Below are 14,194 nucleotides of genomic sequence, written 5' to 3'. Positions count from 1 at the left end.
CGTGCCCGGGCCGCCGCCACCTGTGCCGCGGCCGCGCCGATACCGGCACCGGCTTCCACAGCCCGGGCACGCGCAGCTTTCAGGCGTTCATCGGTTTCCTCCACCGCAGCCTGGATTTCCAGCAGTCCCGGCGCCGTGGCGGAACCGCCCCGGGCACTGACCGGGGTCAGGACATCGCCGTCGGCCGTCACCGCCCGGGCAGCCGGACAACGTGCCAGCAGCTGCTGCGCCGCATCCAGGTCCTCCACGGCCACGGCGTCCGCCAGGAGCACGTTCAGGGCAGGCTGTACCGAAGGATCCGCGCTGATCAGCGACAGCACGGGTACGGCGCCGGGCGGCAGATCATCCATCCCGGCCGCAGAAGCCGCAGCGGTGCCTGCCGCACTGTCCGACGCTGCGGCCAGCAGCAGCTCGGCCTGTCCCTCCCCCGCATCCTTCAGGTACCGCAGTGCGCGGACCGCGGCGTCGGAGTCCTCGACGGTCACCGCATCGGTTGCCGTTCCCAGGGCTGCCGCCACCACACGCTCATAGCCGGGCTTGACGCTGACGGACAGGGGTGCCAGCACCCCTGGCAGCCCGGCTGCCACCAGTGCACCGCTGCCGTCGCGCCGGTCCAGGCCGACGGCGAGCGCCTCACGGCGGGCCGTAAGGTTCTCCGCCTCCCGCACCGCTTCCCGCTCTGCGGACTGCAGCTGGTGCAGGGTTTCCTCGGCATCTTCAAGCTCCGTCTGCGCAGCTTCGAACTCGGCATCCAGGTCCGCCTCGCCCGCTTCAGCTCCGGCGGCCGAGCCTTCCAACTGTCCGAACTCCTGCAACGCCTTCGCCCGCCGTTCCTGCGCTGCGGCAATGGAGGTGCGCAACCGGCCCACTTCAGCCTGTGCGGAGGCCAGGCGGGAGCGTGCGGCCTCCATCTGGCCGGTGAGCCGGGCACGCCCTTCCCGCCGGTCCGCCGCGGCGCGCAGCAGGGCAGCAAAGTTCTTTTCCTCCGCGGCGGCGTCATCCTCGGCGGCTTCCCGGATCTCCACGGCATCGTCCAGCCGTGCGCGCAGGTCCTCGATCCCGGCTTCCAGGGCGGCTGCTTCAGCCCGCACCCGGTCCGCCGAAGCCTGCAGCTGTTCCGGGTCGCGGCCGCTGCCGGCGTCGGGTTCCGCCGCGCCGAGCAGCCGGGCACGTTCGGCGGCGAGCGCGGACAGGGACCGGAAGCGTTCCTGCAGCGAGGACAACCCGTACCAGGTGTCGCGGGCGGCAGTTAGTGCCGGTGCTGCCTGCGCCGCCAGTGCCTCGAGTTCTTCCTGGCGCTGCCGGCCCTCCTCCACGGCGGCCTCCACCGCCACGCGGCGTGCCTTCAGCGCTGATTCGTCCGCCGCCTCTTTTTCGTAGGCGGCCGTCAGGGTGGCCAGGTCGTCGGCCAGCAGCCGGGACCGTGCGTCGCGGACATCCTGCTGCACCGTTTTGGCCCGGCGCGCCACCGCGGCCTGCTTGCCCAGCGGTCCCAGCTGGCGGCGCAGCTCGGCGGTGAGGTCGGTGATCCTGGCCAGGTTGGCCTGCATGGCATCGAGCTTGCGCAGCGTTTTTTCCTTGCGCCGGCGGTGCTTGAGGATGCCGGCTGCTTCTTCAATGAAGCCGCGCCGTTCCTCTGCCGTTGCGTGCAGCACCTTGTCCAGCTGGCCCTGGCCGACAATGACATGCATCTCGCGGCCCAGGCCGGAGTCGGAAAGCAGCTCCTGGATGTCCAGCAGGCGGCAGGGGCTGCCGTTGATGGCGTATTCGGAACCGCCGGCGCGGAACAGCGTGCGCGATATGGTGACTTCGGAGTAGTCGATCGGCAGGGCGCCGTCGGCGTTGTCGATGGTCAGGGACACCTGCGCCCGGCCCAGCGGGGCACGGCCCGAAGTGCCGGCGAAGATGACGTCCTCCATCTTCCCGCCGCGGAGTGTCTTGGCTCCCTGCTCCCCCATCACCCATGCCAGGGCGTCCACCACATTGGACTTTCCGGAGCCGTTGGGACCCACCACGGCGGTGACACCGGGTTCAAACTCAAAGGTGGTGGCCGATGCGAAGGACTTGAAACCTCGCATGGTCAGGGTTTTCAGATGCACGGGGGTTGATCTCTCCTGCCGGGGTTGATTCCCTAAATCTACGCGGTTAGCGTCGAAATTCCCGTCTACTCGGAGAGCGTAATCCTGCTTTTCCCTGCGGATTCGCAGGGCTGGAAAGTAGGCTTCTAAAAGAGTCATATGATTTTAGGGCGTGGATGCAGGCTTCACGGCGGCCGCCAGCGCGATAGTTTCAGCAGCAGACAAGGCAGGCATTTTGACCGGGAACTTCAACTTCCAGCACTCCAACTCCGCCATCCTCAGCGTGAACAGCGTTGAAGCACCCATGGTGATGAGTTCCAAGGAATTCGACGAACGGCTGGAGCCATCGCTCAAACGGCTGCGTCTGTCCAAGCGGCTGCTGGAACGCGTTGCCGGCGTCAGCGAACGGCGCTGGTGGGCCCCGGGCTCCGGGTTCGACGACGGCGCAATCGAAGCGGGTGCGAAGGCCCTGGCGGAGGCCGGGATCGAGGCGTCCGAGATCGGGCTGCTCATCAACACCTCCGTGACCCGGCGCAACCTTGAGCCGTCGGTGGCCGTGAAGATCCACCACGGGCTGGGACTGCCCTCCTCGGCGATGAACTTCGACCTGGCCAATGCCTGCCTTGGCTTCGTCAACGGGATCACGCTGGCCTCGAACATGATCGACTCCGGGCAGATCAACTATGCCCTGATTGTGGCCGGCGAGGATTCCCAGGGCGTCCAGGAAGCCACCTTCGAACGGCTGAACCGCCCGGATTCCACCCGCCAGGACTACCTGCGCGAATTCGCCACCCTCACCCTGGGCTCCGGCGCCGCCGCAGCCGTCATCGGCCGGGCGGACAAGCATCCGGGCTCGCACCGCATCCTCGGCGGGGTCTCGCGCGCCGGCACCCAGCACCACGAGCTGTGCGTGGGCGGCGTGGACGGCATGTACACCGATACCAAGGGCCTGCTGGACGGCGGCCTGGAACTGGTGGTCGACGGCTGGAACGAAGCGCAGGAAAACGGCTGGGACTGGAGCGGCATGGACCGCTACGTCACGCACCAGGTTTCCAACTCCTACACCAACGCCATCATCAAGGCCGTGGACCTGGACCGGGCGAAAGTGCCGATCACCTTCCCCACCTGGGGCAACGTGGGTCCGGCGTCGCTGCCGATGACCCTGGCCCAGGAATCGCGTTCCCTGAACCCCGGTGACCGGGTGCTGTGCATGGGCGTGGGCTCGGGCCTGAACACCACCATGATGGAGATTGCGTGGTAGAGGAGCTTTGGCCCGGCGTATCCTCCGCCTGGTCCTCGTTTGTCCGTGTTCCCTCCACCGCCGCCGTCGACCCCGCCGGTACCGTACACAAGTGGCACGTGCTTGATAACGGCCCCGACCTGGCCGCGGCCGGCATCGAACCGGCCGGCACACTGCTGTGCGTGCACGGCAACCCCACCTGGTCCTACCTCTGGCGCAGCCTGCTGGCTGCCGGCGCCCCGGCCCGGAACCCGTGGCGGGTAGTCGCCGTCGACCAGCTGGACATGGGTTTCTCCGAGCGCACCGGGGCCTTCCGCCGGCTGGAGGACCGGATCACCGACCTCGGCAACCTCACCGACGCGCTGGGCCTCCACGGGCCCGTGGTCACCGTCGGACACGACTGGGGCGGGGTCATCTCCCTGGGCTGGGCGCTGCGGCACCGCCGCCAGCTGGCCGGCGTGGTCCTCACCAACACCGCCGTGCACCCGGCCGGTTACTCCCTGCCGCCGGCGCTCAAGCTGGCTTTGCACCCGGCCGTCCACCCGTGGGGCTCCCGGAGCACCGACGCGTTTATCCGAGTCACCCACTCCCTCGCACAGCCCGCACTGCCCCGCGAGGTCAGGGACGCCTTCGGCCTGCCCTACCGCAGCGCGGCGCGCCGGCAGGGCGTGGCGAACTTCGTGGCGGACATTCCCGCTGAGGAAACCCATCCGAGCTGGCGGAGCCTGAACACCGTGGCCGACGGCATCCGCCGGCTGGATGTCCCGTCCCTGGTCCTGTGGGGACCCAAGGACCCGGTGTTCTCGGACCGCTACCTGGGCGATGTGCTGGAGCGGCTGCCCGCTTCCTCCGTCCACCGGTTCGAGGGCGCCGGGCATCTGCTGCCCGAAGACGTCGACATTGCCTCCCCGGTGTTCGACTGGCTGCAGACAGCGGTCCAGGCCCCCGCTGACACCGGGCTGAAGCGCAGCGAACCGTTCCGGCCCATGCTCGCCGAACTCGACGAACGGGCCGGGGACACCAGCGCCGCCGTCGTCGACATGGCACCGCTGGATGCAAGCGCCGGCGGCACCCAGCCGCGCACCCTGTCCTGGGCCGGGCTGGCCGAACGCGTCAACGCCCTGGCTGCCGGCCTGGCCGCGGCCGGCGTGCGTCCCGGAACCCGGGTGAACCTGCTGGTGCCGCCGGGTATCGAGCTAACCTCGCTGATCTATGCCTGTCTGCGCCTGAACGCCGTCATTGTCGTGGCCGACGCAGGACTGGGCACCAAGGGCCTGGGCCGGGCCATCAAGGGCGCCGGTCCGGCATTCCTTATCGGAATTGACCGGGCGCTGACCGGAGCCCGCCTGCTGGGCTGGCCCGGAACCCGGATCAGTGTTGCGGAGCTGTCCCCGGCGCGCAAGGCCCTGCTGGGCGTTCGGCACTCCGTGGCTGAGCTGATTGCCGACGGATCCGGATCCCAGGTGCCCTGGTTCCCGGTGGAGCCCGACGCCGACGCCGCGATCCTGTTCACCTCGGGTTCCACGGGACCGGCCAAGGGCGTGGTCTACACGCACCGGCAGCTGGCCGCCATGCGGGATGCCATCAAGGACACCTACCACCTGCGCGCCGGAACGGCACTGGTGGCGGGATTCGCGCCGTTCGCACTGCTGGGACCGGCGTTGGGAGCCACCTCGGTCACGCCCGACATGGATGTCACCTCGCCGCGCACGCTGACTGCCGCTGCGTTGGCCGATGCCGCTGTAGCCGTGGACGCCACCACCGTTTTCGCTTCTCCGGCGGCACTGACCAACGTCGTCGCAACCTCCGGGGAGCTGGACGGCACGCAGCGGAGCGCACTGGCCAAGGTGGACCTGCTGCTTTCCGCCGGGGCTCCCATTGCCGAGCACCTGCTGGCCCGGGTCTCCGACCTGGTGCCCAACGCCTCCCTGCACACTCCCTACGGGATGACCGAGGCGCTTCCGGTGACCGACATCAGCCTCGACGGAATCCGGGACGCCGGCTCCGGCAACGGTGTCTGCGTCGGCACCCCGGTATCCCGGGCTGAGGTAGCCATCGCGGAAGTGTTCCCGGACGGTTCGGTAGGCAGCAAACCGCTGACCACCGCAGGCCTCACCGGCGAAATCCTCGTCAGCGCACCGCACGTCAAGGACCGTTACGACCGGCTCTGGATCACCGAGACCCGCAGCTCCTCGATCCCTGGCTGGCACCGCACCGGCGACGTGGGCCACCTCGACGGCGAGGGCCGGCTCTGGGTAGAGGGACGCCTCGGCCACATCCTCACCACTGCCGGCGGCGTCCGGACCCCGGTAGCGGCCGAACAGGCAGCTGAGTCCGTCGACGGCGTGGGCCGTGTGGCCGTGGTCGGCGTCGGGCCGGCCGGGGCGCAGGTCCCTGTGGCCATACTCGAAACAACACCGCCGGTGCGGCGGGCGGGAACCGCGGCGCCGGAGCTGGCCGCCGTCGTCCGTGCCCGCTTGCGCGAACGGTGCGGCATGGATCTGGCCGCCGTGCTGGTGCTGCCGGCCATGCCGACCGATGTCCGGCACAACTCAAAGATCGACCGTACGGCGCTGGCCGGCTGGGCGTCGCGCCTGCTGGCCGGCGGTCCGGTGCCCAAACCCGGCAAGGGCGGAAGTTCCACTCCCGCGTCCGGCGGCGTCGGGCCCTCCGGAGCCGCTGCGTCCGCAACCGACAGCGGAGCGGTGCCGGCCTTCGAGGAGGTGTCCCGATGAGCCCGGCCGTGAGTTCCGGCGGGCTGGCACCCCGCAATGCCCTGGTGACCGGTGCCAGCGGCCTGCTGGGCGGCGCCGTCGCCGATCTGCTGGCCGCCAAGGGACACAAGGTGCGCACCCTGCAGCGGCGTCCCGGCCGCCCCGGAACCGATTTCGTGGCCGGGTCGGTGGCCGATCCCGATACCGCTGCCCGTGCCGTGGACGGCATGGACGCGGTAATCCATCTGGCCGCAAAGGTGTCCTTTACCGGCGAGTGGCACGAGTTCGAGGAAACAAACATCCTGGGCACCCAGATCCTGCTGAAGGCTGCCCGTTCCGCCGGCGTACACGACGTGGTGTTTGTGTCCTCTCCGTCGGTGGCGCACTTCGGTGAGGCGATTGCCGGAGCGGGTGCCGGCACTGCGGATCCGGCGCGGGCGCGCGGCTTTTATGCGGCGTCCAAGGCCGAGGCCGAGCTGCTGGCCCTGGCAGAGAATTCCGCCAGCTTCCGGGTGGCTGCCATCCGACCGCACATTGTCTGGGGTCCGGGCGACACCCAGCTCGTGGAGCGGGTTATTGACCGCGCCCGTTCCGGGCGGCTTCCGCTGCTCGACGCCGGTGCGGCACTGATCGACACCACCTACATCGACAATGCCGCTGCCGCCATTGTGCGCGGACTGGAGCGGATGGACGCGGCGCAGGGCAAGGCCCTGGTGGTGACCAACGGCCAGCCCCGTCCCGTGGGCGAACTGCTGGCCGGTATCTGTGCGGCAGGCGGCGTGAAGGCTCCCGGATGGAGTGTTCCCGGGAGTGTTGCCCGCCGTGCCGGCGGCCTGATTGGGCGTGCCTGGCTGGTTGCGGGCCGGCGTGGACTGGTCCACGATGAGCCGCCGATGACGCGCTTTTTGGCCGAGCAGCTGTCCACGTCGCACTGGTTTGACCAGCGTGAAACCCGCGAAGTGCTGGACTGGACACCCGAGGTGTCGGTCGAAGAAGGCATGGCCCGGCTGGCAGGGCACTACGGCGGAAAGGTGGTGGCACGGTGAAGAGCCTCGAGCTGACCGAGGCCTGGCCTGTGGACCACGCCTCCGTGGTTGTTATTGGCACCGACGGCCGGGTCCTGGGCAGCGCCGGCGACCAGGACCGGCAGTACCGCCTGGCTTCCGTCACCAAGCTGCTCAGCGCGTACACGGTCCTGATTGCCCTCGACGAGGGCGCGCTGGAGCTGGACCAGCCTGCCGGCCCCGAAGGATCCACTGTCCGGCATCTGCTGGCGCATTCCGGTGGCTACGATTTCGGCGAGCGCACCGTCCGGTACACCCCCGGTACGCGTCGGCTGTACTCCAACGCCGGCTTCGAAGTGCTGGGCGAGACCTTGGAGGAAGCCACGGGTATCGCCTTTGCCGACTACATGCGTGAAGGCCTGCTGATTCCGCTGGGAATGACCTCCACCGTGTTGGAGGGGTCGCCTGCTGCGGGAGCGGTGTCGACGGCGGCAGACCTTGGCCGGTTTGCGGCTGAGTTGCAGGCGCCTGCCCTCACGGATCCGGGCCGGCTGTCGGAAGCAACCCGGGTGGTCTTTCCGGGACTGGCCGGCGTGCTTCCCGGCTTTGGACGGCAGAAGGACAACGATTGGGGCCTGGGTTTCGAGATCCGGAACCACAAGTCGCCGCACTGGACCGGGGCGGACAGTTCTCCGGAGACCTTCGGGCACTTTGGGCAGTCCGGCACCTTCCTTTGGGTGGACCCGCAGGCACAGGCGGCAGCTGTCTGCCTTACCGACCGGAATTTCGGCCCCTGGGCGGCCGAGGTCTGGCCTCCCTTTACGGATGCCGTGCTTGCTGAGCTTGCCGGGCGCTAGGCGCGCTGGTCCTCCGTCTTGGCCGGGCTGGGCCTGGCTGAGCACGAGGCTAAGCAGCCCAAATGAAGTCGGTGATCCCCGTTTCGAAACTCCATCCCAGCCTTTCGCTGATCCTGCCACCGTCGCTTCCGGTTTCGCTTCCGGTTTCGTTTCCGGGCAGGGGCGGTGCGGTGGATCTATAGGTGTGTCCGGTGGGAGTGGTGGTCTCCACCGTGTGAGACCCCGGCCCATCAACAGCCTGCGCCTTCCAACCGGGGGCTTCCTTTGCCTGATTGCACGCCTCACAGAGTCCCTGCCCGTTCGCGGCGCTGGTTGCTCCGCCCTCGCGGTGTGGACGGATATGGTCCAACTGTCGGATGGGAGCCCCGCACCACGGCATCCGGCAGGTTTGATCCCGGGCAGCAATAAAGCGTGCCAATGACCGCGGGAACAGCCCGGAACGGGCATCCATGGCGATGAGTTCACCCGTGTCAGGGGCCGTATAGAGCCGGCGTATCCAGCGCTCGCCGGTCTTGTCTCTGCCGGACCTTTCACGTACGGTCCGGTCTCCGCCGATGGTCCGGTCTCCGCCGATGCTCCGGCCCCCTTCGGCATTACGGTTCTTGTCGGTACCCTGACCGCTGCCGCCATTCCCAGTCCGGCCACCGCCGATCCCCCGCACCAGGTCCCTCGCCCATTGGGCCGGAACCGGACCGTAGCCCGGAACGAAGGCCGGCTCGGATTCGCCGGCCAGCAGCGTCCGGTCCGACATCACCAGCTGCACTTCGACGTTCATCAGCCGTGCGTCCGCCTGTCCGGTGATCCGTTCAACCAGGGTGTCCGCCATGATCTGTCCGCGTCCCCGGGAATCGCCGGACGCACGGAGCCGGTCCGCTTCCCGTGACAGTGCCGCGTAGACCCCAATCCCCTGGGCGACGGGCAGCAGGCCGGTCAGGTAGGTCATGGTGTCCGGCGCGGGACGGCAGGATACGAAGCGTTCGGACTCGGCCTTGGCTGCACGTCGAGCCGCTGCCGCAGGGTCAAGCCGGTAGGCGGCACCCCGGGTCCGGGAAATGACCTGCCGGTCCCCCAGCTTTTCCAGCGTCCCGGGGTCCCCGGCAACTTCCTTATCCACCCGCCGCCGGTCCTCTACGTCGAGGCACGCCGTCTCCCGGACAAGCAACGTCGCACGCCACTCGCTGATCTTCCCGTCGCTGAGTGCCTGCAGCGTGTACGGCATCTCGGCAGTCAGCGCCTTGGCAAAACCCAACAGCCGTCCGCCCCTGCTGGGCGACTCCCTCCGGGCCAGGGCGATCTGGGAAGCGATACCCCGCCCCAGATCCTCGCGCCGCACTCCGGCTGCTGCCTGCTTGCGTCGCTGGGAGGCATCAAACGCTGCCGTGGCCCGCGCTTGGGCGGCCGCAGCGGCGCCTTTCAGCTCGTCGAGGGCCCGGATCCGGTTAATCAGTTCGGCGTCCTCAGGCCCCGTACCATCTTCCTGCTCCATACATGGAACCCGGTCTGACTGAGCAGCCAGCAGCTCCACCCACCGATACACCATGGCGCTGCCGGCGGCGGCAGAGCCGTCCGGCCGGCGCTCCTGAGAGGAAACATGTTCGAACATGTGTTCGATTCTATGCGAGCGAAAGGGACTAAAACAGGCGGGACTTACCTGTTCTGCTACCCGTTTTTCCTGCTGATTCCCTGCCCCACAACTCCCCACACCGATGCCACACCGATGCCGCGCCGCACCAACCGTCCTCAGCTGGCCCCGCCAAACCGCCCGCTAGTCTACTCAAATGGAAACCTGGCACCGGAACCTCCTGGGCATGAGCCAAGGTGACCTCGTAGAACACTGGCTGCCGGAGGTTCGCCTCGTCCGGAATCTCTCCTGGGAGCTCTCGGACACAGCGGTTCTGGAGGTTGCATCCGGGGACCGCCGGTACGTCGTCAAGGCCGCCGGTCTTTCCAACCACCACATAAGGCGTGAGATCGCGGCCCATGAATCATGGACGCGGGTCTGGACCTCTCAGAACCGTGCACCGCGGCTCGTCCGCTCGGACTTGGCCCGGAGCATCCTCGTCACGGAATACCTCGACGGATCGCTGGCGGAGGGCACCCCTGCCGAGCATGACCGCGAAGTTCATCAGCAGACGGGCTCATTGCTTCGTCAGTTCCATGAGCAGACCTCGCATACCAACAAGGGCTACGAGACTGCGGCGACGGCCAAAGCGTTGTCTTGGCTGGAACGGCCGCACAGCATCAAGAAGTCCCACGCGGAAGAGGCCCGAACCATCCTTGCCGCCTATTCGCCTCAGCCGGTGACGGTTGTGCCGACCCATGGCGACTGGCAGCCGCGCAACTGGCTGCTTCATGGCACGGAATTGAAGATCATCGACTTTGGCCGGTTTGAATTCCGTCCAGCTGTCACGGACTTCTGCCGCCTGGCAGTGCAGCAATGGCGCACCCACCCGCAGCTGAAGGATGCCTTCATGGCAGGTTACGGCGCGTCCGACGGGGACATCTTCCGCGGCGATAACAGCGACACGGAAGTCTGGTACATCACGCTGCTGCGCGAAGCCGTGTCCACCGCGGTATGGGCGCATCAAACGGGCGACCACAGGTTCGAACAGCAGGGCCACCGGATGCTGGCCGACGCGCTTGCCACATTCCACCTGCCGGTAAACCGCCCCCATACAACAAAAGGACAGCCGTGAAGATCTTCGACCCGCAGATCATCCTGTTCGTGAACGACACGGAGCGGGCGGCACGCTTCTACGCGGCCCTCGGCTTCGTGGAGGACTTCCGGGCAACAACACCCGACTCGGCGCCGTTCAAAATCGAAATGTCGCTGGATGGATTCCCCCTCGGCCTGGCGTTACCCGGCCCCGCGGCCCAAGCCCACGCACTCAGCCCGGTTACGCAGGGCCATCGGGCCTGCCTCGCCCTATGGACCGACGACGTCGCCGCCGCCTACGCCACGGCACTCAACGCCGGCGCAAAGGACCTCCAGGAACCACACCCTTTCCTTGACGGAAAACTGCGGGTTGCTTTCGTAGAGGACTTTGACGGACATCCACTCCAGTTCGTGGAGCGGCAGCCGTAAAACCTACCAGCGCCCGTTCCTCGGCCTCGGCTGGCAGACCGGACAGCTATAGGAGGAACGGTTCATAAAGGAATCCCGCCGGATCAGTGTATTCAGGCCCAGCGACTCGCACCGCGGGCACGGTTCTCCCTCCCGTCCGTACGCATTCAGGGACCGGGCAAAGTAGCCGGAGGCTCCGTTGACGTTGACGTAGAGCGAGTCGAAGCTGGTTCCGCCGGCCGCCAGGGCACGGGTCATGACATCCCGGACCGCTTCGATCAGCCGCAGGGCATCCGCGCGGCGCATGGTGTCCGTGGCCCGGGCGAAGTGCATGCGTGCTGCCCACAGGGACTCGTCCGCGTAAATGTTGCCCACGCCGGACACCAGGCCCTGGTCGAGCAGGGCACGCTTGATTCCGGTCTTCCGGGCCCGCAGGCGGCGGTAGAAGTCGTCAAAGGAGAACGCCGGATCCAACGGATCGCGGGCAATGTGCGCGGCTTCCTGCGCCACCAGCGGCAGGCCGGTCTCGGACAGGCCGCCGGGAGCGCCGTCGGGCGTGGGAACCAGATCGGTGAGGAACACACCACCGAAAATCCGCTGGTCCACAAACCGCAGCTCGGACGGCATGGGCTCTCCCAAACCGTCAGACGCAGCCGACAGGGCGAACCGGACCTTCAGGTGTTTTTCGTCGGGCAGGGAGGAATCCTCCATCAATAATTGCCCGCTCATCCCCAGGTGCGCCATCAGCGCAAGGGACGGTACGGCGTCGTGCTGCCCGGAGCCGGCTTCCAGCAGGGGAAGCCACAGGAATTTGCCGCGGCGCACGACGTCGGTAACCACCGCGCCTTCGAGGTTGCCGGCAAGGTCCTCGGGACCGGCGGCATGGCGCCGCACGGAACGCGGATCGAGGATGTCGACGCCGGTGATGGTCCGGCCGCGGACCCATTGGGCGAGTCCGCGGCGGACTACCTCCACTTCGGGAAGTTCAGGCACGGCTGCGACCGTTAGGAACCGGCCGCCGCAGCGCCGGCTTCCCGGGAATTGATCATCTTCCAGGAGGCGGCAGCAGCTTCCTGCTCCGCTTCCTTCTTGGAATGGCCCGTTCCGGTGCCATAGGCAGCGTCGCCAATATGGAGCACGGCAACAAAGCTGCGCGAATGGTCCGGACCGGAACCGGTGACACGGTATTCAATGTCGCCCATTTTCCGGCTCGCTGCGATTTCCTGGATGCTGGTCTTCCAGTCCGTACCGGCGCCCAGGGCGTCGGCGTCGGCCAGGAGGGGTCCCACCAGCCGCATGACCATCTGGCGGGCGGTTTCAATCCCGTGGTCCAGGTACACGGCGCCGATAACGGCCTCCGTGGTGTCGGCAAGGATGGAGGACTTGTCCCGGCCGTTGGTGAGCTTTTCGCCCTGTCCCAGCAGGATGTAGTCCCCGAGCCCCAGGCCCCGGGCAATGCCGGCCAGCGCGCGGGTGCTGACGACGGCGGAACGCCGCTTGGCCAGCTCACCTTCGGACAGCTCAGGATTATCCCGGTAGAGCGCATCGGTTACCGAGAACCCCAGAATGGAGTCGCCCAGGAATTCAAGGCGCTCGTTCGTGGGGATGCCGCCCTGCTCGTATGCGTAGGAGCGGTGCGTGAGTGCAAGACGAAGCGTCCCGGCGTCGATATCGACACCGAGACGCTTCATAAGCTCTTCAGTATTCTTCACTTTTTGGATGTAACCCGAAAAGCAGTATTCACGGCCCTGCCCGCAACAGGTCCCTTACGGGAGCGCAACGCAGGGCCGAACACTGGTCTTAGACGTCCGCGACCTTGCGGCCCTTGTATTCAAGGAACAGCGCGGTGCCGGCGGAGTCGGTGACGACCTTGGCCTGGTGCGGCAGGCTATAGGTGACGCGGCCGTTCTCCACGGTCTTCACCAGGTTGGGCGCGGTCGCCTTCCACTGGGACCGGCGTGCACGTGTATTCGCGCGGGACATTTTCCGCTTCGGAACAGCCACGACTAACTCTCTTCTCTCTCGTCTGACTCTGTACTTGGTGCCGCAGTATCTTCTGCGGCGGTGCCGGTCAGCCCGGCGAGGGCTGCCCAGCGAGGATCCACTGCTTCATGGTGGTGACCCGGATCCTCTTCAAGGCGCGCTCCGCATTCGGAGCAAAGGCCTTCGCAGTCTTCCCGGCACACCGGCTGGAACGGCATGGTAAGTACCACTGCGTCCCGCAATACCGGTTCAAGATCGATGACATCTCGCTCGATCCGGCGTTGCTCTTCTTCTTCTTCCTCTTCGAAGGACTCAGCGTCCTCGTAGTAGAAGAGTTCCTGCACATCGACTTCTTGGTCGTACGCGAGTGGCTTCAGGCAGCGGCCGCATTCGCCCCTTACGGGAGCAATTACGACGCCGGACACCAGAATCCCTTCGTGCACGGCCTCCAACCTCAGATCGAGCTCAAGGTCGGATCCTTCCGGAACGCCGATAAGCGCAACACCGAAGTCTTTCGGTGCCGGTACATGTTCATGCATGGTCCGCATCGTTCCCGGGCTGCGCCCGAGGTCCCTGACGTTGATAGCCAGGGGAGTATCCGGATTGGACCGCGAAAATTCGCTAATGAGAACTCCTGTAGAACATAGACCGACATATCATCTTAGCCTGACTTGCCGGAATCTCTCAAACTGCGGCTGCGCGGCAGCCAAGGAGCCCGCGCAAGCACGAGGCTCCGCGCTCCAGTTTACCCGCCTTGCGGCTGTGGACTAATCGGCGAGGCGCTTGAGCACTGCGGCCGGGACGAAGCCGCTGACGTCCCCACCCAGGGCCGCGACCTCTTTGATCAGGGAGGACGAGAGGTGGGTGTAGCTGCCTTCGGCCGGCAGGAACACCGTTTCGACGCCGGTGAGCTGCCGGTTCATGACAGCCATCGGCAGTTCGTACTGGTAGTCCTGCACCGACCGCAGCCCTTTGACTATGGCGCCGGCGCCCTGCTCCCGGCAGAACTCCGCCAGCAGGCCCTCCCCCATGGGAACTACGGAAACGCCACGCAGCGAACCCAGCACTTCGGCAGCCAGTTGCAGGCGCACCTCGGCGGGAAAGCGGTATTTCTTCGCATAGTTGGTGGATACCGCCACAATGACCTCGTCAAAGAGGCTGGCCGCACGGGCGATGACCTCAATGTGGCCGTTGTGGATAGGATCAAAGGAACCTGGGCATACAGCACGTCGCATAAGTCGAATCTACCGGGTC

At 67.0% G+C, this 14,194-nt stretch carries 13 protein-coding genes; 6 read left to right on the top strand and 7 right to left on the bottom strand.

Going from position 1 to position 14,194, the window contains the following annotated elements:
• The coding region (locus tag AC5RUF_RS13140; RefSeq protein ID WP_494130864.1) for a chromosome segregation SMC family protein at window positions 1-2,099 on the bottom strand (2,099 nt) is incomplete at its 3' end.
• A 214-nt stretch (window positions 2,100-2,313) separates the two neighbouring features.
• Between AC5RUF_RS13140 and AC5RUF_RS13135 the strand changes: the two genes are divergently transcribed.
• From AC5RUF_RS13135 to AC5RUF_RS13120, 4 genes are read left to right on the top strand one after another with little or no spacing between them, the layout of a single operon-like run.
• Window positions 2,314-3,339: a 3-oxoacyl-ACP synthase III gene (locus tag AC5RUF_RS13135; protein ID WP_493998462.1), complete on the top strand. Its 1,026-nt coding sequence runs from the start codon at window positions 2,314-2,316 to the stop codon at window positions 3,337-3,339.
• Window positions 3,333-6,053, top strand: coding sequence for an alpha/beta fold hydrolase (locus AC5RUF_RS13130; protein WP_494130863.1), 2,721 nt, complete (start codon window positions 3,333-3,335; stop codon window positions 6,051-6,053). The genes AC5RUF_RS13135 and AC5RUF_RS13130 overlap by 7 nt, the downstream gene beginning before the upstream one ends.
• Entirely contained in the window at window positions 6,050-7,078 is a 1,029-nt protein-coding gene (locus AC5RUF_RS13125; protein ID WP_494130862.1) for an NAD-dependent epimerase/dehydratase family protein, read from the top strand. The genes AC5RUF_RS13130 and AC5RUF_RS13125 overlap by 4 nt, the downstream gene beginning before the upstream one ends.
• Window positions 7,075-7,893, top strand: a complete 819-nt coding sequence (locus tag AC5RUF_RS13120; RefSeq protein ID WP_494130861.1) for a serine hydrolase domain-containing protein — start codon at window positions 7,075-7,077, stop codon at window positions 7,891-7,893. Before AC5RUF_RS13125 ends, AC5RUF_RS13120 begins: the two co-directional genes overlap by 4 nt.
• A gap of 49 nt (window positions 7,894-7,942) precedes the next feature.
• On the opposite strand, the gene AC5RUF_RS13115 is transcribed toward AC5RUF_RS13120, so the two are convergent.
• Window positions 7,943-9,496 carry an HNH endonuclease gene (locus tag AC5RUF_RS13115; protein ID WP_494130860.1) on the bottom strand — a complete coding sequence of 518 codons (1,554 nt, stop codon included), beginning with the start codon at window positions 9,494-9,496 and terminating at the stop codon, window positions 7,943-7,945.
• 175 nt (window positions 9,497-9,671) lie between these two features.
• Here AC5RUF_RS13115 and AC5RUF_RS13110 point away from each other — a divergent pair, with 175 nt between their 5' ends.
• On the top strand, window positions 9,672-10,589 hold the full coding sequence (locus AC5RUF_RS13110; RefSeq protein WP_494130859.1) for a phosphotransferase: 918 nt from the start codon (window positions 9,672-9,674) through the stop codon (window positions 10,587-10,589).
• Window positions 10,586-10,978 carry a VOC family protein gene (locus AC5RUF_RS13105; protein WP_494130858.1) on the top strand — a complete coding sequence of 131 codons (393 nt, stop codon included), beginning with the start codon at window positions 10,586-10,588 and terminating at the stop codon, window positions 10,976-10,978. The genes AC5RUF_RS13110 and AC5RUF_RS13105 overlap by 4 nt, the downstream gene beginning before the upstream one ends.
• 3 nt (window positions 10,979-10,981) lie before the next feature.
• Here the strand turns inward: AC5RUF_RS13105 and mutM are convergent, their stop codons facing one another.
• The 5 genes from mutM to coaD all read right to left on the bottom strand — a co-directional run bounded on the left by mutM (window position 10,982) and on the right by coaD (window position 14,175).
• The gene (gene mutM, locus AC5RUF_RS13100) at window positions 10,982-11,950 is read right to left on the bottom strand and encodes a bifunctional DNA-formamidopyrimidine glycosylase/DNA-(apurinic or apyrimidinic site) lyase (RefSeq protein ID WP_494130857.1); all 969 of its coding nucleotides are present in this window, start codon (window positions 11,948-11,950) and stop codon (window positions 10,982-10,984) included.
• An 11-nt stretch (window positions 11,951-11,961) separates the two neighbouring features.
• Window positions 11,962-12,669 carry a ribonuclease III gene (gene rnc, locus AC5RUF_RS13095; protein ID WP_493996895.1) on the bottom strand — a complete coding sequence of 236 codons (708 nt, stop codon included), beginning with the start codon at window positions 12,667-12,669 and terminating at the stop codon, window positions 11,962-11,964.
• A gap of 88 nt (window positions 12,670-12,757) precedes the next feature.
• Window positions 12,758-12,961 carry a 50S ribosomal protein L32 gene (gene rpmF, locus AC5RUF_RS13090; protein ID WP_146364453.1) on the bottom strand — a complete coding sequence of 68 codons (204 nt, stop codon included), beginning with the start codon at window positions 12,959-12,961 and terminating at the stop codon, window positions 12,758-12,760.
• A 2-nt stretch (window positions 12,962-12,963) separates the two neighbouring features.
• Window positions 12,964-13,530, bottom strand: coding sequence for a YceD family protein (locus AC5RUF_RS13085; RefSeq protein ID WP_493996902.1), 567 nt, complete (start codon window positions 13,528-13,530; stop codon window positions 12,964-12,966).
• A gap of 177 nt (window positions 13,531-13,707) precedes the next feature.
• The gene (gene coaD / locus AC5RUF_RS13080; protein ID WP_494130856.1) at window positions 13,708-14,175 is read right to left on the bottom strand and encodes a pantetheine-phosphate adenylyltransferase; all 468 of its coding nucleotides are present in this window, start codon (window positions 14,173-14,175) and stop codon (window positions 13,708-13,710) included.
• Between the last annotated feature and the right edge of the window lie 19 nt (window positions 14,176-14,194).

The sequence above is a fragment of the Arthrobacter sp. Y3224198 genome (assembly GCF_059090025.1).
Note: the sequence above shows the minus strand (reverse complement) of the source record. Positions and strands in the feature narration are given on the sequence as shown.

Bases quoted from the DNA above. Each gene is read 5' to 3' on its own strand.
- AC5RUF_RS13125 (WP_494130862.1), top strand. From the start codon at position 6,050: ATGAGCCCGGCCGTGAGTTCCGGCGGGCTGGCACCCCGCAATGCCCTG.
- AC5RUF_RS13115 (WP_494130860.1), bottom strand. From the start codon at position 9,496: ATGTTCGAACATGTTTCCTCTCAGGAGCGCCGGCCGGACGGCTCTGCC.
- AC5RUF_RS13110 (WP_494130859.1), top strand. From the start codon at position 9,672: ATGGAAACCTGGCACCGGAACCTCCTGGGCATGAGCCAAGGTGACCTC.
- coaD (WP_494130856.1), bottom strand. From the start codon at position 14,175: ATGCGACGTGCTGTATGCCCAGGTTCCTTTGATCCTATCCACAACGGC.